Raw genomic sequence first — 24,831 nt, forward strand, 5'->3', positions numbered from 1 at the left:
CACCTTGCCCGTTTTTTTGCCGGATGCGACAACAACATCACATCCGGTCAGCCAGCAACTCACTGATGCCGTTTACGCAGGTTCTCAATTACCGTCGTTAAGTCCAGATCCTGATCCTGCAATAGCACCAGCAGGTGATACATCAAATCCGATGCCTCGTTGGTCAGTTCAAAGCGGTCATTTACCGTCGCGGCCAGTGCGGTTTCCACGCCTTCTTCGCCCACTTTCTGCGCAATGCGCTTGGTGCCGCTGGCATACAGTTTGGCAGTGTAAGAGGTTTCCGGATCGGCAGATTTGCGTTCGGCGAGCAGCTGTTCCAGTTGATACAGGAACAGCCACTGGTGAGCGGTGTCGCCAAAGCAGCTACTGGTGCCTTTGTGGCAGGTCGGGCCGATGGGATTCGCCAGCACCAGTAACGTGTCGTTGTCGCAGTCCGGGGCAATACTCACCACATTGAGGAAATTGCCCGACGTTTCGCCTTTGGTCCACAGTCGCTGTTTAGTGCGTGAGAAGAAGGTGACTTTGCCGCTTTCGATGGTTTTGTCTAAGGCTTCCGGGTTCATATAGCCCAGCATTAACACTTCGCCGGATACCGCGTGTTGCACAATCACCGGCATAAGTCCGTCGGTTTTTTCCCAGTCCAGTTCGCGACGTTGTTGTTCTGTTAACATATCCTGATCTCCACGCCCTGTGTTGCCAGGTACGCTTTTAATTCACCAATATTGATTATTTGTTTGTGGAATACGGAAGCTGCCAGCGCGCCGTCAACGTCGGCATCGCGGAAGGCTTCGAGGAAGTGTTCCATGGTGCCCGCGCCACCGGAGGCAATCAGCGGGACGTGGCAAACTTCACGCACTTTTTTCAGCTGCTCGAGGTCGTAACCGTTACGTACGCCGTCCTGATTCATCATGTTGAGGACGATTTCTCCGGCACCGCGTTTTTGCACTTCCTCTACCCAGTCGAGCGTTTCCCATTGCGTGACGCGGGTACGGCTTTCATCGCCGGTATATTGATTCACATGATATTTACCGGTTTCGGCGTCGTACCAGGTATCAATACCCACCACAATACACTGCACGCCAAAGCGATCGGCCAGGCGAGTAATTAACGTTGGGTCTGCCAGCGCAGGGGAGTTGATGGAAATTTTATCCGCGCCAAAGGAAAGAATTTTCGCGGCATCTTCCAGAGACTTAATCCCGCCCGCCACGCAGAACGGAATGTCGATCACTTCCGCCACGCGAGATACCCAGCTTTTATCTACCACACGGCCATCGCTGGAAGCGGTGATATCGTAGAACACCAGTTCGTCTGCACCTTCTTCGGCGTAGCGTTTTGCCAGCGGCACGATATCGCCAATGATTTCATGGTTGCGAAACTGTATGCCTTTCACCACCTGACCATCACGAACGTCGAGACACGGAATTATGCGTTTTGCCAGCATGCGATGGCCTCCTTCACGGTGAATTTACCTTCCAGTAATGCACGACCAACTACTACGCCGCGTACGCCAGTACCACGCAGGGCAGCGACATCATCAATGTCACCAATGCCGCCAGAGGACTGAAATGCCACTTGCGGATATCTGGCGCACACTTCTTCATATAAAGAGACGTTAGAGCCTGCCAGCGTGCCGTCGCGCGAGATATCGGTACACAGCACATGTTTCAGACCTACAGGTAGATAGGTTTCCACCAGTTGTTCCAGTGAAACGCCCGAGTTCTCTTGCCAGCCGCTGACTGCCACCTGCTTGTTGCCTTGCTCGTCAATGCGTACATCCAGCGCCAGCACTAAAGCATCCGCACCGAAGCGTTCAAACCAGCCTTTCACCATTTCTGGTGATTTCACTGCGGTGGAGCCGACCACCACGCGCGCAACGCCTGCTTCCAGTAACGCTGCCACATCTTCTTCGCTACGCACGCCGCCGCCAACCTGCACCGGTACGTTAACGCCCGCGACCAGGGTTTTAATCAGTGGAATTTGACGTTTAGCCGGATCTTTTGCTCCGGTCAGATCCACCAGATGCAACACTTCGGCACCTTGTGCGGCGTAATCCTGTAAGCGCGGCAGCGGGTCGTTACCGTAATCACGTTGTTTGCCGTAATCGCCCTGATGGAGACGCACCACGGTGCCGTCGATTAAATCTAATGCCGGAATAATCATCACATCTCCAGGAAGTTTTTCAGCAGCTTAGCGCCAGCGGCACCAGAACGCTCCGGGTGGAACTGCACGCCGTAGAAGTTATCTTTTTGTACCGCCGCGGTGAATGGTTCGCCGTAATTACACTGGGCGATGGTCCACGGATTGACCGGCATTGCGTAACTGTGAACAAAGTAAAAGTACGCGCCGTCTTCAATCCCCTTAAACAGGCGGTTGCCTGCCTGCGGGTAAACGCGGTTCCAGCCCATATGCGGCAGGGGCAGACCAAAGTCGGTCATTTTCGGCACGTCTTCGTCGATGATGCCCAGCAAATCGACGCCGTTGCTCTCTTCGCTGCGCCGCCCCAGCAGCTGCATCCCTAAGCAGATGCCCAGCACCGGTTGGGTACAGGCTTTGATGAGTTCAAACAGCTCGCGTTCACGCACCTGATCCATCGCTGCTTGCGCAGTGCCAACGCCGGGCAAAAACAGTTTATCGGCCAGCAACACCACGTCCGGGTCACGGCTGACTTTTGGTTCATAACCGTGACGTGCAATGGCCGACTTCACCGAGTTCAGGTTGGCGCAGCCGGTATCAAGGATCACCACGTTCATTACAGCACTCCTTTCGACGAGGGCAGGGTGTCGCCTTCCACGCGGATGGCCTGGCGCAGGGTGCGACCAAAGGCTTTGAACAGGCTCTCTACACGGTGGTGATCGTTTTTACCTTTGGTTTTCAGGTGGAGCGTCACGCCCATGGTGTAAGAAAGCGAACGGAAGAAGTGCTCGATCATTTCCGTGCTGAGATCGCCTACGCGCTGGTAGGTAAACTCGGCTTTATATTCCAGGTGCGGGCGACCAGAGATATCCAGCGCGCAGCGGGCAAGGCATTCGTCCATCGGCAGCACAAAACCAAAGCGGCAAATACCGCGTTTGTCGCCGAGGGCAATTTTTAACGCTTCGCCCAGCGCCAGGCCGGTATCTTCGACGGTGTGGTGATCGTCGATATAGAGATCGCCTTTGACGTTGATTTCCATGCGGAAACCGCCGTGGGTGGCGATCTGATCCAGCATATGATCAAAGAAGCCAACGCCGGTGTTAATCTTGCTGCCACCTTCGCGATCCAGCCACACCTGAACGTCAATCTGCGTCTCTTTGGTGTTACGTACTACGTGAGCGTAACGATCTCGTTTAGTGAGCTGCTCGCCAATCATCGGCCAGTTCAGGGTTTCGCGGTCGTAGCGTAAACCATTAATGCCCATGTTTTCCGCCAGTTGAATGTCGGTCGCGCGATCGCCAATCACATAACTGTTGGCGCGATCCATCGCTTGCTCAGCGAGATAACGCTCCACCAGTTTTACTTTCGGCTTACGGCAGTCGCACTCATCGGCGGGCAGGTGCGGACAAATCAGCACTTCATCAAACTGCACGCCTTGCGAGGTGAAGATCTGCATCATCAGGTTGTGCGGGCCATCAAAATCCGCCTGCGGGAAACTTTGTGTTCCAAGACCATCCTGATTAGTGATCATCACCAGCTTGTAGCCCGCTTTTTGCAGCTTCAGCAGCTCCGGGATCACGCCAGGTTCAAAGGCGAGTTTGTCAAAACGGTCCACCTGAAAATCACTCGGCGGTTCGCTAATCAGGGTTCCATCGCGATCGATAAAAAGATACTTCTGACTCATCAAACTTGCTCCGCACGTAAGGCGTCAATGACGCGCTGGCTTTCTTCACGGGTTCCGACGGTAATTCGCAGGCAGCCGCTTAAAGAGGGTTGTTTATTCTGATCACGTAAGATAATGCCCTGATCCCACAAAGATTTAAACACTGCGCTGGAGGCTTTAAAGCGCGCCAGAATGTAGTTGGTTTCAGAGTCGAAAACCTGCTCCACACAGGGGATCTCTTTCAGAGCGGCAATCAGATATTCGCGTTCTGCAATAATTTGCGCCACTCGTTCGCGCATGGCGACGATTCCCTGCGGGCTTAACGCCTGGGCCGCAATGTCGGCAACCGGCGTCGAGAGCGGGTAGGGGGCGATCACTTTCATCAGCAGGTTGATGACTTCTTCGTTTGCAAGCGTAAATCCGCAACGAAGCCCCGCCAGAGCAAAAGCTTTCGACAGTGTGCGCAAAATAGCCAGGTGCGGATATTCCGCCAGCCAGCCAGCCAGCGATGCCTGCGGGCAAAACTCGATATAAGCTTCATCGGCAACCACAATGGCTTTACCGCGCGTTAGCTCCAGCAGGGTGCGAAAATCCTGCGGATTGATCAGTTGCCCGGTCGGGTTGTTGGGGCTGCAAACATAGACCACTTTTACGCCGTCCAGCTTGTCGGAAATGCCCTGTAAGTCCAGTTGCCAGTTGTCCAGCGTCGGCACTGTGCGACACTCAACGCCAATGGTTTCGGCGCTGACGCTGTACATGCCGTACGTTGGTGGGCAGTAGAGGATGGCGTCTTTGCCCGGTTCGCAAAAAGCGCGAATCAGCAGTTCAATACCTTCGTCCGCGCCACGGCTGACCAGTACCTGCTCCGGCTTCACGCCTGCATACTGTGCGTAATTTTCAATCACCGCTTTCGGTTGGCATTCCGGGTAGCGGTTGAGCGTTTGCTGAGTGAGCTGAAACTCCACGGCTGTGGGGTATTCGTTGGCGTTCAGCCAGACATCGCCGTTACCGCCCAGACGACGCGCTGACTGATACGGCGTCAGGTTGCGGACGTTTTCACGCGCTAAATCGGTAATAGTCACGGTGCTCATGCTTGCTCCTTAAGGGCGTTAACACGCAAAGTAACGGCATTTTTGTGGGCGGTCAGGCGCTCGGCGGCGGCCAGTGTTTCAATGGTCGACGCCAGAGCGGAGAAACCTTCTTTCGAGAGTTCCTGCACGGTCATGCGCTTCTGGAAATCTGCCAGTCCGAGGCTGGAACAGGTGGCGGTGTAACCGTAAGTCGGCAGAACGTGGTTAGTGCCGGAGGCATAGTCGCCTGCCGATTCCGGTGACCAGTCACCAAGAAATACCGAACCGGCGCTGGTGATGCTATCGACCAGTTCGCGGGCGTTGCGGGTCTGAATGATCAGGTGCTCCGGACCGTACTGGTTGGAGATCTCTACGCACTGCGCTAAATCGTTGGTCACGATCAGGCGGCTGGCGTTCAGTGCCTGGCGGGCGGTTTCGGCACGCGGCAGCTGTGCCAGCTGGCGTTCGACGGCTTCGGCAACGCGACGCGCCATATCAGCATCGGGCGTCAGTAAAATCACCTGAGAGTCCGGGCCGTGTTCAGCTTGAGAAAGCAAATCAGAAGCCACGAAATCCGGCGTAGCGCCGCTGTCGGCAATCACCAGTACTTCCGACGGGCCTGCGGGCATATCGATTGCCGCACCGTCCAGACGCTGGCTTACCTGGCGTTTTGCCTCGGTGACAAAGGCGTTACCTGGCCCGAAGATTTTGTCTACTTTGGGCACGGATTCTGTGCCAAACGCCAGTGCGGCAATGGCCTGTGCGCCGCCGACGTTAAATACGTCCTGCACACCACACAGCTGCGCCGCGTAAAGGATCTCATCGGCAATCGGCGGCGGTGAGCACAGCACCACTTTTTTACAGCCCGCAATACGCGCCGGAGTTGCCAGCATTAATACCGTTGAGAAGAGCGGGGCGGAGCCGCCAGGAATATACAAACCAACCGAAGCCACCGGGCGCGTGACCTGCTGGCAACGCACGCCTGGCTGCGTTTCTACATCTACCGGCGGCAGTTTTTGCGCAGTGTGGAAGGTTTCAATATTCTTTACTGCCACCGCCATCGCCTGTTTTAGCTCGTCGCTCAGGCGTTCGCTGGCGGCGGCGATTTCCTCAGCAGACACCTTCAGCGCGGTAACCGTGGTTTTATCAAACTTCGCGCTGTATTCCCGCAGGGCCTCATCGCCGCGTGCTTTCACGTTATCGAGAATATCGTTAACGGTGCGGGTAATGCTTTCAGAAGCGGAGATCGCCGGGCGCATTAACAGCTGGCGTTGTTGCTCCGCAGTACAGCTATTCCAGTCAATGATTGTGTTAAAGCTCATGGCGATCACTCCATCATCTTCTCAATCGGCAGGACCAGGATTGAACTGGCACCCAGCGCTTTCAGTTTTTCCATCGTTTCCCAGAACAGGGTTTCGCTGCTGACCATGTGCATAGCTACGCGTTGTTGATCACCCGCCAGCGGCAGAATGGTTGGGCGTTCGGCACCTGGCAGCAGGGCGATGACTTCATCCAGACGTTCGGTCGGTGCGTGCATCATGATGTATTTTGATTCGCGTGCCTGGATCACCCCCTGAATACGGGTCAGCAGTTTGTCGATCAGTTGCTGTTTGGATTCTTCCATTTCGCCATCGCGCTGGATCAGGCAGGCTTTCGAGCGGTAGATAACTTCGACTTCGCGCAGGCCGTTAGCTTCCAACGTGGCACCGGTGGAAACCAGATCGCAAATCGCATCCGCCAGTCCGGCGCGCGGGGCGACTTCAACAGAACCGTTCAGTAAGCAGGATTTAAAAGAGATGCCTTTCTGGTCGAGATAACGCTTGAGCAGGTGAGGATAAGAGGTGGCGATACGTTTACCGTTTAAGGAGAGTGGGCCATCCCAGGCTTCATCAACCGGCGTTGCCAGCGAAAGGCGGCAGCCGCCGAAATCCAGTCGACGCAGGGTAAAGTAGCGTGGATCTTCACCCTGAGCGCGGCGGTTAAGTAACTCTTCTTCCAGCACGTTTTCGCCGATAATGCCGAGGTCAACCACGCCGTCCATTACCAGACCGGGAATGTCGTCGTCACGCACGCGCAGAATATCAATCGGCATGTTTTCAGCCATTGCGATCAGGCGCTGAGTGTGAAGATTAATTTTTATGCCACAGCGCGCCAGTAATTCGCGTGAGTCATCACTTAAACGTCCTGATTTCTGCATAGCTATGCGTAAACGAGTGTTGTCTGTCATTTTCTTATTCCTCTTTAAACCTGTCTGAACCGTTATCAACCGCGCAATAAAAAAGCCCCCGGAAGGTGATCTTCCGGGGGCTTTCTCATGCGTTCATGCACCACTGGAAGATCTGAATGTCTTCCAGCACACATCGCCTGAAAGACTAGTCAGGATGATGGTGATGATGGTGGTGTTTAAATTGAACGCGTGTCATAAAATTCTCTGTGAATGTTTATTCAACTGATGTCTTTTAACCTAAACCACTTTCACGTTAGAAAGCAAGGGCTTTTTTATATATTTTGTGGCGAGGGATTTGTTTAATGAATGAGCGGGGAAAGGAGGAGGCTAAGAGTGAGTACTTTAAAAAAGTAATCGTGAAAACATGTCTTTAAAACCTCAAGAACATTGTGTTCTGTAACTAAAGCGGGCTTTGTTCATGCCGGATGGGGCGTGAACGCCTTATCCGGTCAACAAATGTTGCGTAAATTCAATATATTGATGTTTTTGTAGGCCTGATAAGCGGAGCGCATCAGACAATTGTATAATTCTATATTTGCTAACAGTTTCGATTCATTCATAGAATGAATTGTCAGTTTTGATACGCTGGCGTAGCCTTATAGATCTAAGGTGTATCAGGAGAAAACGGATGAAAAAGGTCGCAATTGTCGGGTTAGGGTGGTTAGGCATGCCGCTGGCGATGTCACTTTCAGCGAAAGGCTGGCAAGTCACCGGGAGTAAAACTACACAAGATGGCGTAGAAGCGGCCCAAATGAGTGGCATTGATAGCTATCTGCTTCGCATGGAGCCCGATTTAGTTTGCGACTCTGACGATCTGGATGCCCTGATGGATGCTGATGCGCTGGTGATTACGCTTCCGGCACGCCGCAGCGGCCCCGGCGATGAGTTCTATTTACAAGCAGTGCAGGAGCTGGTGGATAGCGCGCTGGCTCATCGTATTCCCCGCATTATTTTTACCAGCTCAACGTCTGTCTATGGCGACGCACAAGGCACGGTGAAAGAAAACACTCCGCGTAATCCACTGACCCATAGTGGACGAGTGTTAAAAGAGCTGGAAGATTGGCTGCACAATTTACCCGGTACTTCGGTTGATATTTTGCGTCTTGCGGGTCTGGTCGGGCCTGGGCGTCATCCCGGACGCTTCTTTGCCGGGAAAACCGCGCCGGACGGTGAACATGGTGTGAATTTAGTCCACCTGGAAGATGTTATTGGCGCTATCACTCTGTTGTTACAGGCACCTAAAGGCGGACACATCTATAATATATGTGCGCCAGCTCACCCTGCGCGCAATGTTTTCTATCCGCAGATGGCCCGTTTACTGGGGCTGGAGCCTCCGCAGTTCAGAAATAGCCTGGACAGCGGCAAAGGTAAAATTATTGATGGGAGTCGGATCTGTAATGAACTGGGATTTGAATACCAGTATCCCGATCCGCTGGTAATGCCGCTGGAGTAAAGCATCACGCCAGCAGGACGCCGCATACACTGCAAGGGGGCGTGTATGAAACCACTGCTGGATGTGTTGATGATCCTCGATGCCTTAGAAAAAGAGGGCAGTTTTGCGGCGGCGTCGGCCAAACTCTATAAGACGCCGTCCGCTCTGAGTTACACCGTTCACAAGCTGGAAAGCGACCTTAATATTCAATTGCTTGATCGTAGCGGTCACCGCGCTAAATTTACCCGTACCGGAAAGATGTTATTAGAGAAAGGGCGGGAAGTTCTCCACACTGTCCATGAACTGGAAAAACAAGCGATCAAACTCCATGAAGGCTGGGAAAATGAACTGGTGATTGGTGTTGATGATACCTTTCCCTTTTCACTGCTTGCGCCACTTATTGAAGCCTTTTATCAACATCACAACGTCACGCGTCTGAAGTTTATCAATGGCGTTCTCGGCGGTTCCTGGGAGGCCCTGACCCAGGGCAGGGCCGATATTATTGTTGGCGCGATGCATGAACCACCCTCTTCCAGCGAATATGGTTTCTCGCGGTTGGGCGATCTGGAGCAAGTTTTCGCGATTGCGCCTCATCATCCGTTAGCTCTTGAAGAGGAACCGTTAAATCGCCGTATCATTAAACGCTATCGGGCGATTATCGTGGGTGATACTGCGCAGGCAGGTGCATCTACGGCATCACAACTTCTCGACGAACAAGAGGCCATTACCGTATTTGATTTTAAAACCAAACTGGAATTACAAATCAGCGGTCTTGGTTGCGGTTATTTACCGCGCTATCTGGCGCAACGTTTTCTCGATAGTGGTGCGTTAATTGAGAAGAAAGTGGTTGCGCAATCCCTCTTTGAACCCGTATGGATTGGATGGAATGAACAAACCGCAGGGCTTGCCAGTGCGTGGTGGCGTGATGAGATTTTAGCAAATAGTGCTATTGCTGGTGTTTATGCAAAATATGATGACGGAAAATCAGCCATTTAAATAAAAAATTATATGACAAGCCTCTCATTCTCTTGTCATTTACCCCCCATTTAGGCACAATGCGCCGCTGTCAAAAAATGACTAAAAACCGACGTTTCATCCGCGTCGGTTATTTTTTGCTTCAAACCAATCATTCATACCAAGAGGCCGGGCTTCGTACCGGATAGATATTTACTAAAAATCGACAGTTGTTGTCGCTGAGGAATCCAAAAAAATGGGGCAATTTTTTGCTTACGCGACGGTTATCACCGTAAAGGAGAATGACCATGTCGCATAACGTTACTCCAAACACCTCTCGCGTGGAATTGCGTAAAACGCTTACGTTAGTTCCGGTTGTAATGATGGGTCTTGCCTATATGCAGCCGATGACGCTGTTTGATACTTTTGGTATCGTTTCAGGCCTCACGGATGGTCATGTGCCGACAGCCTATGCGTTCGCATTGATTGCGATCTTGTTTACGGCTCTGAGCTACGGGAAGCTGGTTCGCCGCTATCCTTCTGCTGGCTCTGCATACACTTACGCCCAGAAATCCATTAGCCCAACGGTTGGATTTATGGTGGGTTGGTCTTCTCTGCTCGACTATCTGTTCGCGCCGATGATCAACATTCTGCTGGCGAAAATCTATTTTGAAGCTCTGGTGCCTTCCATCCCATCGTGGATGTTTGTGGTGGCGCTGGTGGCCTTTATGACCGCCTTTAACCTGCGTAGTCTGAAATCCGTAGCGAACTTCAACACCGTAATCGTGGTGTTGCAGGTAGTGCTGATCGCGGTGATTCTGGGCATGGTTGTTTATGGCGTATTTGAAGGTGAAGGCGCTGGTACGCTGGCGAGCACGCGTCCGTTCTGGTCCGGTGATGCGCATGTCATCCCGATGATTACCGGTGCGACGATTCTGTGCTTCTCCTTTACCGGCTTTGACGGCATCAGCAACTTGTCGGAAGAAACCAAAGATGCAGAGCGCGTGATCCCGCGTGCGATTTTCCTGACCGCGCTGATTGGCGGCATGATCTTCATCTTTGCAACTTACTTCCTGCAACTGTACTTCCCGGATATCTCTCGCTTTAAAGATCCGGATGCGTCACAGCCTGAAATCATGCTGTACGTTGCGGGCAAAGCGTTCCAGGTTGGCGCGCTGATCTTCTCCACCATTACCGTACTGGCGTCCGGTATGGCGGCGCACGCAGGCGTAGCGCGTCTGATGTACGTAATGGGTCGTGACGGCGTGTTCCCGAAAAGCTTCTTCGGTTATGTACACCCGAAATGGCGTACTCCGGCGATGAATATTATCCTGGTTGGCGCGATTGCTCTGCTGGCAATCAACTTTGACCTGGTAATGGCAACGGCGCTGATTAACTTTGGTGCGCTGGTGGCGTTCACCTTCGTTAACCTGTCGGTTATCTCGCAGTTCTGGATCCGTGAGAAGCGTAACAAGACGCTGAAAGATCACTTCCAGTATCTGTTCCTGCCGATGTGTGGTGCGCTGACTGTAGGTGCGCTGTGGGTTAACCTGGAAGAAAGCTCAATGGTTCTGGGGCTGATCTGGGCGGCTATCGGTCTGATTTACCTGGCTTGCGTGACTAAGAGCTTCCGCAACCCGGTTCCGCAGTACGAAGACGTTGCATAATCTTACAAGCCGGATGACATAATCATCCGGTAAATCTAAAAAAGCCGGAGAGATATAAACTCCGGCTTTTTTGTTTCAGACGATCTCTTCCGCGTACTGCCAAAGCGCTTTTAACAGCGCTACTTTCTCTTTGTCATCGGCATATTGTTGTGCCAGCATCTGCAATTCATCAGCATAACCTTGCAAAAATTCTGCGGTGAAGACCTGACGGCGGTGCTCCAGCCAGCGTTGCTGCTCGGCGTAATCCAGCGTCCCCGGGAAGTTACGCGCCCGATAATTGAACAACAGTTTCTCAATACGTTTATCGACAAAGGTGATATCCAGTGCCGGTAAATTACGCGGCTCGGTTTCCAGGACAATTTTCATTGCTGCGCGATCGGCGTCACTGAAAAAGCCATTATAGAGCTGTGCATCGACGTTATCTGAAGGTGTAAATGGTTCGGCTTCAGCAAATATCGCCACTACTTTTTCGCGGACTTGCGGGTTATCACGCAGAATTTTCAGGTTATCGAGACAATGCTGACGATTAATTCCTAACCTGTCGGCATCTTCCGGGCGCAGCGTATTCGCCTGCGCCAGCACCGGGCATTTATTGATATGCACCAGCTTAACCGGGACTGCGGCGTTATCGCCCAGATCGGCCTTTGCTGTGTACAGACGCTCGCGCAGCGTGTCGCTGTCCAGCTCCAGGAGTGGCGAGATATCTCCCGCCAAATCCACCATAATCACGGCATTGCGATTTTCAGGATGCCACGCCAGTGGCGCCACCCAGCTGGTATTGCCGCGCCATGCGCCAAACATACCGGAAACATGTACCAGCGGTTTCATCTGCGGCACATCAATCAACGCCGTCAGTTTGTGCTTATTACGATGGGTAAAGAGATAATCAAACAGGCGTGGTTGACGTGTTTTCACCAACTTCGCCATCGCAATAGTGGCGTACACATCGGCCATCGCATCGTGGGCGTTGCTATGTTCAATACCATTAGCTTTGGTTAAATGTTCAAGTCGAAAGCTCGGTAAACCATCTTCATTTTCAGGCCAGTTAATCCCCTCCGGTCGCAGGGCATAACAGGCACGCATCACGTCAAGCAGATCCCAGCGAGAGTTATCATGCTGCCAACTCCAGGCATAGGGATCGTAAAAATTACGATAAAAGATATTGCGCGTCACTTCGTCGTCAAAACGCACATTGTTGTAACCAAGAATACAGGTCTTCGGTACGGTAAAAAGCGAGTGAATACGGGCGGCAAAGGCAGCTTCGTTTTCCCCTTTTGCACGCGCTTCCTGTGGCGTGATTCCGGTAATTAACACCGCCCCTGGCTGGGGTAAATAATCGTCCGCAGGCTTACAGTAAAAGACTTCAGGTTCGCCGATAATATTGAATTCGCTATCAGTACGAATGGCGGCAAACTGCGCAGGGCGATCTAACGCGGGGTGCGTGCCAAAGGTTTCGTAATCATGAAACAAAAAGGTAGATTGTTGCTTACCGTCATTCATCGTTAGGTTAAATCCGTTATTTCTGTTGTATGCCAGAGTATCAAATATCACCGTGCTAATCAGCTTTAGAGCGATATTTTGGCTGCGTGTGGAAACAGATAATGTCAGATTATAATGAGATAAATGTCACATTTTCTTGCACTTTATTCCAGCCAGTTCATCAGGATTTCCGTAAAAAGAACAGCTATTGGAAACACCTGAGGATTTGCTGTTGAAACGCCGTCTTATTATTGCTGCTTCTTTGTTCGTTTTTAATTTATCGTCTGGTTTTGCGGCGGAAAATATTCCCTTTTCACCCCAACCTCCGGAGATTCATGCGGGATCATGGGTTTTGATGGATTACACAACCGGACAGATCCTCACGGCGGGTAATGAGCACCAACAACGTAACCCTGCCAGCCTGACTAAGCTAATGACGGGCTATGTCGTCGATCGCGCTATCGATAGCCATCGCATAACACCAGACGATATTGTCACTGTGGGACGCGATGCGTGGGCGAAAGATAATCCTGTTTTTGTCGGCTCTTCACTGATGTTTTTGAAAGAGGGCGATCGTGTATCGGTACGTGATTTAAGCCGTGGATTAATTGTGGATTCCGGCAATGACGCCTGTGTGGCGCTTGCGGATTATATTGCCGGGGGGCAACGGCAGTTCGTCACAATGATGAACAATTACGCTGAAAAGTTGCATTTACAGGATACCCATTTTGAAACGGTTCACGGTCTGGATGCGCCGGGCCAGCATAGCTCAGCCTATGATTTAGCTGTGCTTTCTCGCGCCATCATCCACGGCGAACCTGAGTTTTACCATATGTACAGCGAAAAAAGCCTTACCTGGAACGGCATCACCCAGCAAAACCGAAACGGGCTATTGTGGGATAAAACCATGAACGTTGACGGCCTGAAAACCGGGCATACATCCGGGGCCGGGTTTAATCTCATTGCTTCGGCTGTGGATGGGCAACGCCGTCTCATTGCAGTGGTAATGGGGGCCGACAGCGCAAAAGCTCGCGAAGAAGAGGCTAGAAAATTACTGCGTTGGGGGCAGCAAAACTTTACTACGGTGCAAATTTTGCACCGTGGGAAAAAGGTCGGTACGGAACGCATCTGGTATGGTGATAAAGAAAACATCGCACTGGGAACGGAACAAGAATTCTGGATGGTGCTGCCGAAAGCGGAAATCCCAAATATCAAAGCAAAATATACCCTTGATGGTAAAGAACTAACTGCGCCAATTGCTGCTCACAAGCGGGTAGGGGAAATTGAACTGTACGACCGCGATAAATTGGTTGCGCATTGGCCATTGGTTACCCTGGAGTCTGTCGGTGAAGGCGGTATGTTTTCCAGGTTGAGCGATTATTTCCACCATAAATCCTGACCTTTATTTAGCGCCGACTGGCAGGAGTGCGAGTCTGCTCGCATAATCAACACTCATTCCTTGTGGTATTTACATTGCAAAATACACTGTACAAAAAAACAGTGTATGTGGAGGCGTCATGAACTACGAGATTAAGCAGGAAGATAAACGTACCGTTGCAGGTTTCCATCTCGTTGGCCCGTGGGAACAAACGGTAAAAAAAGGTTTTGAGCAGTTGATGATGTGGGTAGACAACAAAAAAGTTGTGCCTAAGGAATGGATCGCCGTCTATTACGATAACCCAGATGAAACACCTGCCGAAAAGTTACGTTGTGACACGGTGGTTTCCCTGGAGAACAACTTCACTCTACCGGAAAACAGTGAAGGCGTGATCCTGACGGAAATCTCCGGTGGGCAATATGCGGTTGCCGTTGCTCGCGTAGAAGGCGATGATTTTTCTACGCCATGGTATCAGTTTTTTAATACTCTCTTGCAAGACAGTGCTTATCAGATGTCACCTAAGCCCTGTTTCGAAGTTTATCTTAATAACGGAGCAGAAGACGGCTATTGGGATATTGAAATGTATGTCGCAGTGCAGCCGAAAATGGGTTAATGCTGGTGCAACAACAGGGTGTTAACCTGATTGCTTCGCTGTTTTTCGTCATGTAAAAGGGTAAAATTGACCTTCAGACTTCTGATAATCCCTTCGGGAATGTTCCTGATTACTTGTTGTAAGTCGGCTGGACACCTGGTTTAGTGTCTGGCCGCGGTAATCGTTCTGAGTTAACTTCATCCTTATTTAACGGAGTTCCAGCGTGCGAGCTGATAAGTGCCTTAGTCCGTTTGAAATTCGTGTGTACCGTCATTACCGAGTCGTGCATGGTACTCGCGTCGCGCTAGCATTCCTGCTGACTTTTCTCATCATTCGCCTGTTTACCATCCCGGAAAGCACCTGGCCGCTGGTCACTATGGTGGTGATCATGGGGCCTATCTCGTTTTGGGGTAACGTCGTCCCGCGAGCATTCGAACGTATTGGCGGTACGGTGTTGGGGTCGATTTTAGGTCTTATAGCCCTGCAACTGGAGTTAATTTCGTTACCTCTGATGTTGGTCTGGTGCGCGGCGGCGATGTTCCTTTGCGGCTGGTTGGCGCTGGGCAAGAAACCTTATCAAGGCTTATTGATTGGTGTGACGCTGGCGATTGTTGTTGGTTCCCCGACAGGTGAAATTGATACGGCATTATGGCGAAGCGGCGATGTGATCCTCGGCTCCCTACTGGCAATGGTTTTTACTGGCATCTGGCCGCAGCGAGCCTTCATCCACTGGCGTATTCAACTGGCGAAAAGCCTTACCGAATATAACCGGGTTTACCAATCAGCATTTTCACCGAACCTACTGGAACGTCCGCATCTGGAAAGCCATCTGCAAAAACTCCTGGCTGATGCCGTGAAAATGCGTGGGCTGATTGCACCCGCCAGCAAAGAAACCCGTATTCCAAAATCGATATATGAAGGTATCCAGACGATTAACCGTAATCTGGTTTGTATGCTGGAGCTGCAAATCAATGCTTACTGGGCCACGAGGCCCAGTCATTTCGTGCTACTGAATGCGCAAAAACTGCGCGACACACAGCAAATGATGCAGCAAATAGTGCTGACTCTTGTTCATGCCCTTTACGAAGGTAATCCACAGCCGGTTTTTGCTAATACAGAAAAACTGAACGATGCTGTGGAAGAGTTGCGCCAGTTGCTCGCTAATCATCATGATCTGAAAGTCGTTGAGACGCCGATTTATGGCTATGTATGGCTAAACATGGAAACGGCGCATCAACTGGAGTTGCTGTCAAATCTGATTTGTCGGGCTTTGCGCAAATAAATTCCGACCTTCAGAATCAAATTGTTGCTGCTTCGATTCAGCAAGGATAAAGGGTATGATAGTGAATAGGGATAAAAGCATTGTCATCTGCGGCAGCTATGAGTAATGTTGGCCCTAACGAATAGCGGTTGCTTAAACGAATCCGACTCTCACATTATCAGGGGTATAAAAATGGAAACTACCAAGCCTTCATTCCAGGACGTGCTGGAATTTGTTCGTCTGTTCCGCCGTAAGAACAAACTGCAACGTGAAATCCAGGACGTTGAGAAAAAGATCCGTGACAACCAGAAACGTGTCCTGCTGCTCGACAACCTGAGCGACTACATCAAACCTGGTATGAGCGTTGAAGCAATTCAGGGCATCATCGCCAGCATGAAAGGCGACTATGAAGATCGTGTTGATGATTACATCATCAAAAATGCTGAGCTCTCCAAAGAACGCCGCGATATCTCCAAAAAGCTGAAAGCTATGGGCGAAATGAAAAACGGCGAAGCGAAGTAATTTCTACTTTATTCAATGAGGATTGCCGGGCAATCCTCATTGTTCATTGATTCTTTTCTCCGTGTCGTAAGTCATCATTCCCATCTCATAACATATTGAAATTTCCGGCTTAACGACTGCCTTCTTCTGTATGCAACAAGGCAAGAAGTTCTGCAACCCCGATGTTATTTACCGCACTGGTCACTAACACCTTTCGTGCTCCGGCTTCCCGTAGCCAGCATTTCACCAAAGATATCTGTTCTTCACTGGCTAAATCCACTTTGGTGACTATTCCAATAACTGGACGATTCATTGACGTGGTAAAGCCTGGCGAAAAAGGTGACCACGGTGCGTCCGCATTAAGCACCAGCGCGATAATGTCTGCTTCACAGGCGCTGACCAGCAGCGCACTGTAAAGACTGCGGTTTTCGAGGTATTCCCCGGGAGTGTCAATGGTGGCCGGTGACCAGACGATGGCCTGCGTTTTCTGATACTGAATATTCTCCCCGCGCAGGCATTGCGTGAGTGACGTTTTTCCGCACTGGCTGGGTCCGATGAGCATCATACGTTGCATCGAGTCAGGTCCGGGTAATGGGGCAGGCGGTAAAGCGCATCATTTCGCCCAGCGTTCGGGTAACCTGGCTAAGTGCATATTCGATAGCAGAAACATCGCCAGTCAGAACTACCGCGCCGGTAAAACGATCAAGAAAACCAATCTCTACAGCGCCTGACTTTGTGGCGATATCGCACGCGATGATAGATGCTTCGCTGGGGGTAATCGTCAGAATGCCAATAGCGGAAACGGTGTCCGGTAAGCCTAATTTTTTAAACAGATCCTTTCCAGGATTTGCAATAACATGTGCCAGCGTGACCTGTTTACCGGGGACATATTCCTGAATCATTCGTTCAGTCGTGTGCTGAGGTGACATTATCCCTCCACCATCTGACGCCACATGGCTTCATGCGGACGGGCAATTACTGAGCGATAGACCAACAAACCTTTTTCCCCCGCTCGCTCGCTGGCGACAGATACCGCGTTATTAACATCAGAAATATCGCCTGCCACTACCATGTAGCATTTACCGCCAATACCAAAGGCCATATGTACCCGTACGAGCGTGACGTTTGCCGCTTTCACTGCACAATCGGCAGCGTCAATGCAGGCCGCTACACTCCAGGTTTCGACTACACCGACAGCCCGTCGCTGGTCAACATGGTTCAGACCGCTGATTGCGGGCAGGATAGTGGGATGAATATTAGGAAGGACCAGACTGTCGACCAGCATTTCACCTGCAAGGGAAGCGCCGCTGTTGATGGCCTGCTGTACCGCACCGACATCGCCTCCGAGCATCAGCAGAAATTTACCGGGGCAAAGCGTTTTGCTGACCAGTAATTCAACGTTGGCGCTTTTCAGCATGGCATCGCCGGTTTCCATCCCTTTCGCGATACTACTAAGTTCTAAAATACCTACCGCTTTCGACATGATTAACCTCTCACTATCGTAATCGCGTTTTCTGTCACATCGCTGACCATGCCATCAATACTGGCATGAACAGGGGCGCCTAATGCGCCGTGTGGAATTTGACCTACACATTGCCCATGAACGACGCGATCGCCTTTTTGTACACACGCAATTGCGCTGGCACCGATGTGCTGGCGTAACAATAACGTCACTTTTTCGGGTTGTGGCACCTGTTCAGACAATGGCGCGTCCTGATACCACGGGGTTAAGCCCAGTCTGGTTACCAGACGTTTTACGGGAATCAGTCGATAATTTGCCATGACATCCGCAGGGTTTAAGGTGCCTTCGTAGCGGAGGTTTTTTGCGCGTAGTTCCTGCTTAAGCAGGCGGTTTATGCGCATGGGTGAAATACCTACCGGGCAGGCAACGCTGGCGCAGACGTTGCACTCCGAACAGGTGAGCGCTGTCAGTAACAGTTGCGGCGTAGCGAGCTGTTGGTAGTTAACCGCACGTACTAACAAATGCGGTGACAGTTCGTGACCGATTAAATGACGTGGGCAGAGATCGGTGCATAAGCGGCATTGTTCACAAACGGTTTTCGCGACGGCAAGTACGCTGCGGTCATCCTGCATTCGACGTTGGATCAGTGAATGAGAGTTGGGTAAAACCAGCAAGCCGCCAGTGGTTTTGCTGACTGGCGTATCGAGCGATGTGATCAAACTCCCCATCATCGGACCGCCATTGATAAAACCAGGATTATCTACCGTTGCGCCTCCCGCCAGCGCCAGTACCTCGCGTAAAGACATTCCAATGGGGACGGTCACCGTTATTGGTTTCGCAACCGCACCATTAATGGTTAGCGTGCGGCGCGTTACTGGATACTGTTGCTCAACGGCTCTGGCAATATTGAGTACGGTCTGGACGTTATTGACGACTACGCCGACGCTAACGGGTAACGCAGCGGGTGGAACGCGGCGACCAGTTGCCATCCAGATGGTCAGCACTTCGTCTCCTGCGGGGTAAACGTCGGGCAAAATATGCAGGCGGATATCAGGTGGTAACAGTGGCGTGAGTGCGTTTATTGCCAGTTGATACTTTTCTTTCAGCGCGATGATTCCGCTACTGGCCCCGGTGGCTTTCATCGCGTAGTGAACGCCGCGAAGCAGGCGACTGGCTTGCTGCGCCATTAACTGCTGGTCCACTTTCAGCATCGGTTCGCATTCCGCCGCATTCACCAGGAACGTATCAACACGTGCTTGTAGCTTGATATGTGTCGGAAAGCCAGCCCCACCAGCACCTACGACGCCTGCTGCTTGTACTCGCTCGCGGATCGTCTGACCGTCGCAGGAGGTTAACTCGACGTTCATAACAACTCCTCAAGCAGTTCTGCAATAGCATTGGCATCAGCCACACGTGGATTGGTACGCAATGTTGCATCCGCCAGCGCCGCCTGAACCATATCGGGAATACGTGATGACCATTCTGCTCTTTTTTCTTTCAGAGCATTGGCGAGAGTCGGTATTGAACACGCTTTTTTGAGCTGTTCAATATGTTGAATGAGTGCATTCAGGCTTGCGGTGTCATTGGCATTGTCCGGGCATAAATGACACGTTTTAGCCAGCCGGGCGTAGCGTTTGACGGCGCGAGGATCGCCAGCATTAAAACGAATAACTGACGTCAGCAGGAGCGCATTTGCCAGACCGTGGGGCAAATGAAACTGCCCACCGAGTTGATGGGCAATCGCATGATTTAATCCCAGTCCGGCCTGGCTAAAGGCCATTCCTGCAAGTGTGGAGGCATTATGCATTTTACCGCGGGTGGCAAGACAATCGCCTTTCTTCACTGCCGTGGGCAGGTATTGAAAAACAATTTGCACGGCTTTTTCGACCATTGCATCCGTGAAGTCGCTGGCGCGGGGAGAAACATAGCCTTCAAGCGCATGGGTTAAAACATCCATTCCGGTATTGGCCGTTATCGCGGGTGGCACACTGACGACCAGCGAGGGGTCGAGGACTGCGATATCCGGATAAAGTGCATCATCGAAAAGGGGATATTTAATTCCCTTCTCAGGATCGCTGATGACACAGGCGCTGGTCACTTCTGAACCAGTGCCGCTGGTGGTGGGGATGGCTACGCAGGTTTCAATTTCGATAGCACACTGGCGACTAAACCAGACAATCGCTTTTGCGGCATCCAGTGCAGAGCCGCCGCCAAAACCGATAACCACATCCGGGCGTAAAGTTTGCATCTGAGTGATGCCTTTTACCACTGTCTGGATAGTTGGGTCGGGCGTTATTTCGCTAAAAATACTGAGGCGATTACTATCTGGTAGCGCCAGGCGCAAGGTATCAATCAACGGCGATCGCGCCAGAAAAGCGTCGCAAATAATCCAGATGTGCTTATTCGTAAAACGACTAAGCACTTTGAGACTTCCTGGTCCGCTGTATAAACGCGTTTGCAGTGAAAAAGTATTCATTTCCGTTTCTCTAGCGAATGGAAAAGCCACTGGTTAACACACAGCGTCGTGAGCGGGCAAAAGTCCGTGCTGATGTTGTCCCTTCTCCGGTCGGTGTAGCAATGGTGAAGGTCGTAAAGCCTTCGCCGCCGACGCCAATACCCGCCCAGGAGGGGCCATTCTTGACAAAAATAGAGGTTTGCATAACGCGCGCGGCAAGGTTGAGCCGTGAGATGTTCTGCGAGTGCATAATTGCGGTGTGATGCAAACTGTCTTCTACATTCAACGCCAGTGTGAGGGCGCTATCAAAATCGTTGACCTTCACAATGGGTAGCATTGGCATGAGTTGTTCGCTGGTAACCCAGCTATCATCGGCGTCAACAACGGCAATCAGCAAGCGGGGCGCTTTTGCTGGCAAAGGGAGGCCTGCGGCTTCCAGCAAGGCTGATGGACTTTTGCCGACCAGTTTTTTGTTGGCGACGCCGTCTGGCAGGCAAACAGCACGCAATTTTTCAGTTTGTTCATGGTTAAGAAGAAGGGCGCCAAAACTTTGCATCTGCTGAATTAAATAATCTGCCACTGAGGTCACGACGATCAGGCTTTTTTCAGCGATACACGGCAGGTTGTAATCAAACGAGGCTCCGTTGATGATGTCTTCGGCAGCTTTCACAATATCTGCCGTTTCATCGACGATGCAGGGGGGATTACCCGCACCGGCACCAATCACTTTCTTGCCACTTTTCATTCCCATGGCGACGATGCCCGGACCGCCGGTAATCGCCAGAACGCTGATTTTAGGGTGCACCATCATCTGTTCGGTTGCGGCAAAGGTCGGTTCAGATACAGTAACGATCAGGTTATGAATGCCACTACAGCGAAACGCGATGTCTTCGATTATGGCGATCAATTTCAGCGAGACGTTTTGGGCTCCCGGGTGTGGACTGAAGTAGACGCTATTACCAGCTGCCAGCATGCTGATGCTGTTGTTAATGATGGTTTCCGTGGGATTGGTACTTGGCGTGACCGAGCCAATAACTCCAAACGGGGAGTATTCAAACAAAACCATGCCACCATCACCGGTCAGTGCGGTGGTGGTTAAATCTTCAATTCCTGGTGTGTTATCGAGTGCCGCTTTGTTTTTTAAGTACTTATCTTCTTTATTTCCCATTCCCGTTTCGTTAGCGCTCTCTTCCGCCAGTTCTGTAAGACGGGGCGTTAATTCTTCGCGAATGGCGCTGATAATGGCGCTGCGGGTTTTAAGCGGACACTGTTGAAAGCGCAAAAAGGCCTGGTGTGCAGCGCCGATAGCTTCATCGACAGTCTGGAAAATACCGTTTTTTTGCGTTTGTGATGTCGTGGGGACTAGCTGCTCGCGCAGAATATTGCGGATCAGTGTTTCTAATTCAGAGTTATTCATTGGTTTTCTCCCACGTTAATTGCCGTCATTGCGCTTTGGGCAATATCCATGTCTTGTTCAACGCTACCACCGCTAATCCCAAGCCCTCCAAGCAATATTCCGTCACGCCAGAGGGGGAAGCCGCCACCAAAAGTGACGACTTTGCCTTGCATATGGCTTTCTAGCCCGTAAAGTGGCGCCCCCGGTTGCACGGTATCCGTAAGCTTGTGTGTTGCCGTTTTCATCGCCACGGCGGTCCAGGCTTTTTTCGGTGCCAGTTCACTGCTAACCAGCAGTGCATCAGGCATCCGCCAGGTAACACTTTCTGTTCCGTTGGCATCGACAATGCTGATAACAACGGGAATATGCAGTTCATCCGCACGCATTGCCGCGCTACGAATGAGCTGATGAAGATCCTGAAAAGTGAGCGACATCGTGCGTTCCTTCAATGCTGAAGTGTGGTTGGCTTCGTGATAACGTTTTGTGATTTCCTGAATCATCAGGTTCTGATGAGCAACGTTGTCTTCCACGCGGGCGAGGGCATACAGGCAATCGGAAAGTCGGTTGATATAGTGCAATAAAACATGGCGGACGCTGGATTCTGTTGTCAGTTCAACCAGGCGTCTTTCAGCCCGCCGGGCTACCGTGCGGGCGAAATGCATGCGGCTCGCGGCTTCACAACGTCCTGGTAGAATGAAACAGTGAACTGGAGGAACAGCGCTCATTGCGCTATCGATCGCTTTTTCAAGTGCGGCAATTTCTTCCGTACTGATGTAACGCTGCTGCGCTGATGGCTGTTCGCTTTCACTGGCGAGCTCGGCGCTAAACCAAAATATCTGTTGCTGAATGGCTTCCAGTAATATGCGATGGCTTTCGATGGCGGTGGCGCAATAACACAGACTGAGTGTCGCGTTCAGTTCATCCAGTGTGCCGTAGGCTTCGACGCGTAGATGAGTTTTACTCACGCGTTGTCCGGTAAATAGAGACGTACTTCCTGAATCACCTGTGCGGGTATAAATCGCCATCTTTCAACTCCTTAGCGCGAAATCGTATCTACAATGCCGACCACTGCCAGGTCGATGGCTTCGTTGGGGCCGCTAAAAACATGTCTGGCGCTGGATCCACTGCTGAGGAGTACCAACTCACCGACGCCAGCGCCAACTGAATCAACAGCAACTTCGTCGCCAGTTAATGGCGTGAGAGGCAATTCGCCGTCAGCACTGACCCGGCGAACCAGCAGCAGTTTTTTCCCGACCAGGGTAGGTGATTTTTGCGTGGATACCACCGCGCCAGTGACTCGAGCCAGATGCATGGGTTACTCCTGCCTGATTAACTGAATGTTTCGGGTCATTGCCGCTTCACGCGCAAGTGCGGTCACACAGCATTTCCGTTGCAACACCACTATCCCTGCGCATAACTGCACTACGTCGGCATAACTTAAAAGTTGACCACGATGAAGGTAGATCGGTTGTCCTTGTTCGTCGCACCAGGTTAGCGGTAGATGGGCGAGATGCTTCAATTTGATGGCGTTCAGGAAATGACTCTGCAACGACAATTGAATGTGTATTCCCCAGGCTAACGCCTCGTGAATGTGGATTACCGCTCGATCGGACGTTTCGTTCTCCGCAAGTTGTCGCAGCAACGGTAAATCGACGTATCGAATTTGTAACGAAGCATACTGATGAACTATCTCGTTAACGCTGGCTTCTCGCAGTTGCGAAACCGTCAGCGTGAGTGTTTTCCCCGCACGTTGTTTCAGGCGAAAAATCACTTCTTCAACAATGTGTTGCATCAGTTTGTTATTCATGGCACCGACACCAGCGTGGCAAAAACGTCAGGATTATCAGCGCCTGCGGCGTTGGCCTCGTCGGTATCAATATGCATTTCAAGGCGCATATCTGGTGAGACGCGAACAGCAACGTTATCGAATATCAGTCGTCGTTCATCACCTTCAATGGCGACCGCCACTTTATCGCCATGTGTAACGCCATAAATCAGGGCATCAAGCGAAGACATATGAATGTGCCGTTGTGCGACAATAACGCCAGAAGCGATTTCCAGCTCTGCAAACGGGCTTATCAGTCGAATCCCCGGTGTGCCGCTGAGATCGCCAGACATACGTAGCGGGGCGGTGATCCCTAATGTTCTGGCGTCAGTCCGGGAAATCTCCACCTGGCTTGAGTTACGTAGTGGCCCTAACAAGCGAACGTTGTGTAATTTGCCTTTTGGTCCCACCAGCGTAACAACCTGTTCAGCAGCGAATTGACCAGGTTGCAGTAATGACTTTTTCTCGCTGATCGGTTGTTCAGGAAAAAGGCGCACATAATCCGCCGTTGAAAGATGAATATGGCGACTGGACACGCCCAGTGGGATAGGGCGCTCGCGCATTTCTTCCAGAACCTGGCTAACAGTCTCCTGCAAGGTTTGTTTATCCATTGCTACTCCCCTCGCTTATCAGAGTGCAGACAAAGTGAACGAGGCTCACCTTTTTGCCGTTGACACGCGGGATCAAGACACAAATTACAGCTGATAATCTCTGAGGGGGCGACTGTTGCTGGCGTTTCGCTTACTGCCACCGTCGTATTTATTGCTTCTGTTGGGCGGGGCAGTATTCCCTCACCCGGGCGGGCAATCACTTTGTGTGCGACGAGGCCATTTCGCTGTTCGGCGAAACTGGCACCCGTCGCGATCGCCGCATTAACCGAGGCGACGTCACCGGTGATTTTAATGAGCGTCCAGCCTGAGCCATTGGTCTTCTCAAGGCCAATCAGCGTGATGGACGCGGCTTTTGCCATAGCATCTGCGCAACTGATGGCGAGTGCCAGACCACTGACTTCAAGTAATCCCAGTGATTGCTTCACGCTGTGCTCCTTAGCGAATGGGGTTATGCAGATTTAGGTAAAATGGCCTCAACATCGCTGTGTGGCCGCGGGATGACATGGCAGGATTTCACTTCGCCAACGGCGCTGGCGGCGGCGCTTCCTGCATCAACGGCGGCTTTTACTGCGCCAACATCGCCACGGACCATCACTGTAATCAGACCCGAACCAATCTTTTCATAGCCAACCAGTTGCACGTTGGCGGATTTAACCATGGCATCTGCGGCTTCAATTGCGCCAACTAACCCTTTTGTTTCAACCAGTCCTAGTGCGTTGTTCATA

Annotated in this window: 30 protein-coding genes and 1 other annotated feature; of the genes, 8 read left to right on the plus strand and 22 right to left on the minus strand. The window is 51.5% G+C overall.

Annotated features, from left to right (window positions below):
* Positions 1-59: 59 nt before the first annotated feature.
* The 9 genes from hisIE to hisL all read right to left on the minus strand — a co-directional run bounded on the left by hisIE (position 60) and on the right by hisL (position 7,289).
* Entirely contained in the window at positions 60-671 is a 612-nt protein-coding gene (gene hisIE, locus D9736_RS02200) for a bifunctional phosphoribosyl-AMP cyclohydrolase/phosphoribosyl-ATP diphosphatase HisIE (RefSeq protein WP_053886216.1), read from the minus strand.
* Positions 665-1,441 carry an imidazole glycerol phosphate synthase subunit HisF gene (gene hisF / locus D9736_RS02205; protein ID WP_130257592.1) on the minus strand — a complete coding sequence of 259 codons (777 nt, stop codon included), beginning with the start codon at positions 1,439-1,441 and terminating at the stop codon, positions 665-667. The genes hisIE and hisF overlap by 7 nt, the downstream gene beginning before the upstream one ends.
* Positions 1,423-2,160, minus strand: a complete 738-nt coding sequence (gene hisA, locus D9736_RS02210; protein WP_130257593.1) for a 1-(5-phosphoribosyl)-5-[(5-phosphoribosylamino)methylideneamino]imidazole-4-carboxamide isomerase — start codon at positions 2,158-2,160, stop codon at positions 1,423-1,425. Before hisA ends, hisF begins: the two co-directional genes overlap by 19 nt.
* Positions 2,160-2,750: an imidazole glycerol phosphate synthase subunit HisH gene (gene hisH / locus D9736_RS02215; RefSeq protein ID WP_130257594.1), complete on the minus strand. Its 591-nt coding sequence runs from the start codon at positions 2,748-2,750 to the stop codon at positions 2,160-2,162. Before hisH ends, hisA begins: the two co-directional genes overlap by 1 nt.
* Entirely contained in the window at positions 2,750-3,817 is a 1,068-nt protein-coding gene (hisB, locus tag D9736_RS02220) for a bifunctional histidinol-phosphatase/imidazoleglycerol-phosphate dehydratase HisB (protein WP_000080093.1), read from the minus strand. The genes hisH and hisB overlap by 1 nt, the downstream gene beginning before the upstream one ends.
* Positions 3,817-4,887, minus strand: a complete 1,071-nt coding sequence (hisC, locus tag D9736_RS02225; RefSeq protein WP_000108941.1) for a histidinol-phosphate transaminase — start codon at positions 4,885-4,887, stop codon at positions 3,817-3,819. The genes hisB and hisC overlap by 1 nt, the downstream gene beginning before the upstream one ends.
* Positions 4,884-6,188: a histidinol dehydrogenase gene (gene hisD, locus D9736_RS02230; protein WP_130257595.1), complete on the minus strand. Its 1,305-nt coding sequence runs from the start codon at positions 6,186-6,188 to the stop codon at positions 4,884-4,886. Before hisD ends, hisC begins: the two co-directional genes overlap by 4 nt.
* Before the next feature lie 5 nt (positions 6,189-6,193).
* Positions 6,194-7,093, minus strand: coding sequence for an ATP phosphoribosyltransferase (gene hisG / locus D9736_RS02235; RefSeq protein ID WP_000131782.1), 900 nt, complete (start codon positions 7,091-7,093; stop codon positions 6,194-6,196).
* 46 nt (positions 7,094-7,139) lie between these two features.
* Positions 7,140-7,263: a sequence feature (His leader region), on the minus strand.
* Positions 7,239-7,289, minus strand: a complete 51-nt coding sequence (gene hisL, locus D9736_RS02240) for a his operon leader peptide (RefSeq protein WP_001364200.1) — start codon at positions 7,287-7,289, stop codon at positions 7,239-7,241. Its footprint overlaps the feature before it by 25 nt.
* Before the next feature lie 432 nt (positions 7,290-7,721).
* Between hisL and D9736_RS02245 the strand changes: the two genes are divergently transcribed.
* The 4 genes from D9736_RS02245 (at position 7,722) to plaP (ending at position 11,146) form a co-directional block, all read left to right on the plus strand.
* Positions 7,722-8,546 (plus strand): SDR family oxidoreductase, encoded by an 825-nt coding sequence (locus D9736_RS02245; protein WP_130257596.1) that lies wholly within the window; start codon positions 7,722-7,724, stop codon positions 8,544-8,546.
* Positions 8,547-8,591: 45 nt separating this feature from the next.
* Positions 8,592-9,521: a LysR substrate-binding domain-containing protein gene (locus tag D9736_RS02250; protein WP_130216377.1), complete on the plus strand. Its 930-nt coding sequence runs from the start codon at positions 8,592-8,594 to the stop codon at positions 9,519-9,521.
* A 214-nt stretch (positions 9,522-9,735) separates the two neighbouring features.
* Positions 9,736-9,798, plus strand: coding sequence for a membrane protein YoeI (gene yoeI, locus D9736_RS02255; RefSeq protein ID WP_010723108.1), 63 nt, complete (start codon positions 9,736-9,738; stop codon positions 9,796-9,798).
* The gene (plaP, locus tag D9736_RS02260; RefSeq protein WP_000019197.1) at positions 9,788-11,146 is read left to right on the plus strand and encodes a putrescine/proton symporter PlaP; all 1,359 of its coding nucleotides are present in this window, start codon (positions 9,788-9,790) and stop codon (positions 11,144-11,146) included. Before yoeI ends, plaP begins: the two co-directional genes overlap by 11 nt.
* Before the next feature lie 75 nt (positions 11,147-11,221).
* Here the strand turns inward: plaP and sbcB are convergent, their stop codons facing one another.
* Positions 11,222-12,646 (minus strand): exodeoxyribonuclease I, encoded by a 1,425-nt coding sequence (gene sbcB / locus D9736_RS02265; RefSeq protein ID WP_130257597.1) that lies wholly within the window; start codon positions 12,644-12,646, stop codon positions 11,222-11,224.
* A gap of 211 nt (positions 12,647-12,857) precedes the next feature.
* On the opposite strand from sbcB, the gene dacD reads away from it, so the two are divergent.
* The 4 genes from dacD (at position 12,858) to D9736_RS02285 (ending at position 16,378) form a co-directional block, all read left to right on the plus strand.
* Entirely contained in the window at positions 12,858-14,024 is a 1,167-nt protein-coding gene (dacD, locus tag D9736_RS02270; protein ID WP_130257598.1) for a serine-type D-Ala-D-Ala carboxypeptidase DacD, read from the plus strand.
* A gap of 118 nt (positions 14,025-14,142) precedes the next feature.
* Positions 14,143-14,616: a DNA gyrase inhibitor SbmC gene (gene sbmC, locus D9736_RS02275; protein WP_130216383.1), complete on the plus strand. Its 474-nt coding sequence runs from the start codon at positions 14,143-14,145 to the stop codon at positions 14,614-14,616.
* A 202-nt stretch (positions 14,617-14,818) separates the two neighbouring features.
* A complete protein-coding gene (locus D9736_RS02280; protein ID WP_130257599.1) occupies positions 14,819-15,877 on the plus strand; it encodes an FUSC family protein in 1,059 nt (352 codons plus the stop codon).
* Between the two features lie 171 nt (positions 15,878-16,048).
* Positions 16,049-16,378, plus strand: a complete 330-nt coding sequence (locus tag D9736_RS02285) for a DUF496 family protein (protein WP_000450409.1) — start codon at positions 16,049-16,051, stop codon at positions 16,376-16,378.
* Positions 16,379-16,487: 109 nt separating this feature from the next.
* On the opposite strand, the gene D9736_RS02290 is transcribed toward D9736_RS02285, so the two are convergent.
* From D9736_RS02290 to pduJ, 12 genes are read right to left on the minus strand one after another with little or no spacing between them, the layout of a single operon-like run.
* A complete protein-coding gene (locus D9736_RS02290) occupies positions 16,488-16,931 on the minus strand; it encodes a EutP/PduV family microcompartment system protein (RefSeq protein WP_130257600.1) in 444 nt (147 codons plus the stop codon).
* A 4-nt stretch (positions 16,932-16,935) separates the two neighbouring features.
* Entirely contained in the window at positions 16,936-17,286 is a 351-nt protein-coding gene (gene pduU, locus D9736_RS02295; RefSeq protein WP_130216389.1) for a propanediol utilization microcompartment protein PduU, read from the minus strand.
* Positions 17,286-17,840, minus strand: a complete 555-nt coding sequence (pduT, locus tag D9736_RS02300; RefSeq protein WP_130257601.1) for a propanediol utilization microcompartment protein PduT — start codon at positions 17,838-17,840, stop codon at positions 17,286-17,288. Before pduT ends, pduU begins: the two co-directional genes overlap by 1 nt.
* A 2-nt stretch (positions 17,841-17,842) precedes the next feature.
* On the minus strand, positions 17,843-19,186 hold the full coding sequence (locus tag D9736_RS02305; protein WP_130257602.1) for a 4Fe-4S dicluster domain-containing protein: 1,344 nt from the start codon (positions 19,184-19,186) through the stop codon (positions 17,843-17,845).
* Positions 19,183-20,295, minus strand: a complete 1,113-nt coding sequence (locus D9736_RS02310; protein ID WP_130257603.1) for a 1-propanol dehydrogenase PduQ — start codon at positions 20,293-20,295, stop codon at positions 19,183-19,185. The genes D9736_RS02305 and D9736_RS02310 overlap by 4 nt, the downstream gene beginning before the upstream one ends.
* Before the next feature lie 10 nt (positions 20,296-20,305).
* Positions 20,306-21,691 carry a CoA-acylating propionaldehyde dehydrogenase PduP gene (gene pduP, locus D9736_RS02315; RefSeq protein WP_130257604.1) on the minus strand — a complete coding sequence of 462 codons (1,386 nt, stop codon included), beginning with the start codon at positions 21,689-21,691 and terminating at the stop codon, positions 20,306-20,308.
* Positions 21,688-22,695, minus strand: coding sequence for a two-domain cob(I)yrinic acid a,c-diamide adenosyltransferase PduO (pduO, locus tag D9736_RS02320; protein WP_130222289.1), 1,008 nt, complete (start codon positions 22,693-22,695; stop codon positions 21,688-21,690). The genes pduP and pduO overlap by 4 nt, the downstream gene beginning before the upstream one ends.
* An 11-nt stretch (positions 22,696-22,706) precedes the next feature.
* Positions 22,707-22,982 (minus strand): EutN/CcmL family microcompartment protein, encoded by a 276-nt coding sequence (locus tag D9736_RS02325; RefSeq protein ID WP_130257605.1) that lies wholly within the window; start codon positions 22,980-22,982, stop codon positions 22,707-22,709.
* A gap of 3 nt (positions 22,983-22,985) precedes the next feature.
* A complete protein-coding gene (pduM, locus tag D9736_RS02330) occupies positions 22,986-23,477 on the minus strand; it encodes a microcompartment protein PduM (RefSeq protein ID WP_130257606.1) in 492 nt (163 codons plus the stop codon).
* Positions 23,474-24,106, minus strand: coding sequence for a phosphate propanoyltransferase (locus D9736_RS02335; protein ID WP_130257607.1), 633 nt, complete (start codon positions 24,104-24,106; stop codon positions 23,474-23,476). Before D9736_RS02335 ends, pduM begins: the two co-directional genes overlap by 4 nt.
* Positions 24,107-24,108: 2 nt before the next feature.
* A complete protein-coding gene (locus D9736_RS02340) occupies positions 24,109-24,531 on the minus strand; it encodes a BMC domain-containing protein (protein WP_205712918.1) in 423 nt (140 codons plus the stop codon).
* A gap of 23 nt (positions 24,532-24,554) precedes the next feature.
* Positions 24,555-24,830 (minus strand): propanediol utilization microcompartment protein PduJ, encoded by a 276-nt coding sequence (gene pduJ / locus D9736_RS02345; RefSeq protein ID WP_001057752.1) that lies wholly within the window; start codon positions 24,828-24,830, stop codon positions 24,555-24,557.
* Position 24,831 lies beyond the last annotated feature (1 nt).

The organism is Escherichia sp. E10V10 (genome assembly GCF_004211985.1).
Classification (GTDB): domain Bacteria; phylum Pseudomonadota; class Gammaproteobacteria; order Enterobacterales; family Enterobacteriaceae; genus Escherichia.

Excerpts from the sequence above, each read along its gene's own strand:
- hisIE (WP_053886216.1), bottom strand. The coding sequence starts at position 671 with ATGTTAACAGAACAACAACGTCGCGAACTGGACTGGGAAAAAACCGAC.
- hisF (WP_130257592.1), bottom strand. The coding sequence starts at position 1,441 with ATGCTGGCAAAACGCATAATTCCGTGTCTCGACGTTCGTGATGGTCAG.
- hisA (WP_130257593.1), bottom strand. The coding sequence starts at position 2,160 with ATGATTATTCCGGCATTAGATTTAATCGACGGCACCGTGGTGCGTCTC.
- hisH (WP_130257594.1), bottom strand. The coding sequence starts at position 2,750 with ATGAACGTGGTGATCCTTGATACCGGCTGCGCCAACCTGAACTCGGTG.
- hisB (WP_000080093.1), bottom strand. The coding sequence starts at position 3,817 with ATGAGTCAGAAGTATCTTTTTATCGATCGCGATGGAACCCTGATTAGC.
- hisC (WP_000108941.1), bottom strand. The coding sequence starts at position 4,887 with ATGAGCACCGTGACTATTACCGATTTAGCGCGTGAAAACGTCCGCAAC.
- hisD (WP_130257595.1), bottom strand. The coding sequence starts at position 6,188 with ATGAGCTTTAACACAATCATTGACTGGAATAGCTGTACTGCGGAGCAA.
- hisG (WP_000131782.1), bottom strand. The coding sequence starts at position 7,093 with ATGACAGACAACACTCGTTTACGCATAGCTATGCAGAAATCAGGACGT.
- D9736_RS02245 (WP_130257596.1), top strand. The coding sequence starts at position 7,722 with ATGAAAAAGGTCGCAATTGTCGGGTTAGGGTGGTTAGGCATGCCGCTG.
- D9736_RS02250 (WP_130216377.1), top strand. The coding sequence starts at position 8,592 with ATGAAACCACTGCTGGATGTGTTGATGATCCTCGATGCCTTAGAAAAA.
- plaP (WP_000019197.1), top strand. The coding sequence starts at position 9,788 with ATGTCGCATAACGTTACTCCAAACACCTCTCGCGTGGAATTGCGTAAA.
- sbcB (WP_130257597.1), bottom strand. The coding sequence starts at position 12,646 with ATGAATGACGGTAAGCAACAATCTACCTTTTTGTTTCATGATTACGAA.
- sbmC (WP_130216383.1), top strand. The coding sequence starts at position 14,143 with ATGAACTACGAGATTAAGCAGGAAGATAAACGTACCGTTGCAGGTTTC.
- D9736_RS02285 (WP_000450409.1), top strand. The coding sequence starts at position 16,049 with ATGGAAACTACCAAGCCTTCATTCCAGGACGTGCTGGAATTTGTTCGT.
- D9736_RS02290 (WP_130257600.1), bottom strand. The coding sequence starts at position 16,931 with ATGCAACGTATGATGCTCATCGGACCCAGCCAGTGCGGAAAAACGTCA.
- pduU (WP_130216389.1), bottom strand. The coding sequence starts at position 17,286 with ATGTCACCTCAGCACACGACTGAACGAATGATTCAGGAATATGTCCCC.
- pduT (WP_130257601.1), bottom strand. The coding sequence starts at position 17,840 with ATGTCGAAAGCGGTAGGTATTTTAGAACTTAGTAGTATCGCGAAAGGG.
- D9736_RS02305 (WP_130257602.1), bottom strand. The coding sequence starts at position 19,186 with ATGAACGTCGAGTTAACCTCCTGCGACGGTCAGACGATCCGCGAGCGA.
- D9736_RS02310 (WP_130257603.1), bottom strand. The coding sequence starts at position 20,295 with ATGAATACTTTTTCACTGCAAACGCGTTTATACAGCGGACCAGGAAGT.
- pduP (WP_130257604.1), bottom strand. The coding sequence starts at position 21,691 with ATGAATAACTCTGAATTAGAAACACTGATCCGCAATATTCTGCGCGAG.
- pduO (WP_130222289.1), bottom strand. The coding sequence starts at position 22,695 with ATGGCGATTTATACCCGCACAGGTGATTCAGGAAGTACGTCTCTATTT.
- D9736_RS02325 (WP_130257605.1), bottom strand. The coding sequence starts at position 22,982 with ATGCATCTGGCTCGAGTCACTGGCGCGGTGGTATCCACGCAAAAATCA.
- pduM (WP_130257606.1), bottom strand. The coding sequence starts at position 23,477 with ATGAATAACAAACTGATGCAACACATTGTTGAAGAAGTGATTTTTCGC.
- D9736_RS02335 (WP_130257607.1), bottom strand. The coding sequence starts at position 24,106 with ATGGATAAACAAACCTTGCAGGAGACTGTTAGCCAGGTTCTGGAAGAA.
- pduJ (WP_001057752.1), bottom strand. The coding sequence starts at position 24,830 with ATGAACAACGCACTAGGACTGGTTGAAACAAAAGGGTTAGTTGGCGCA.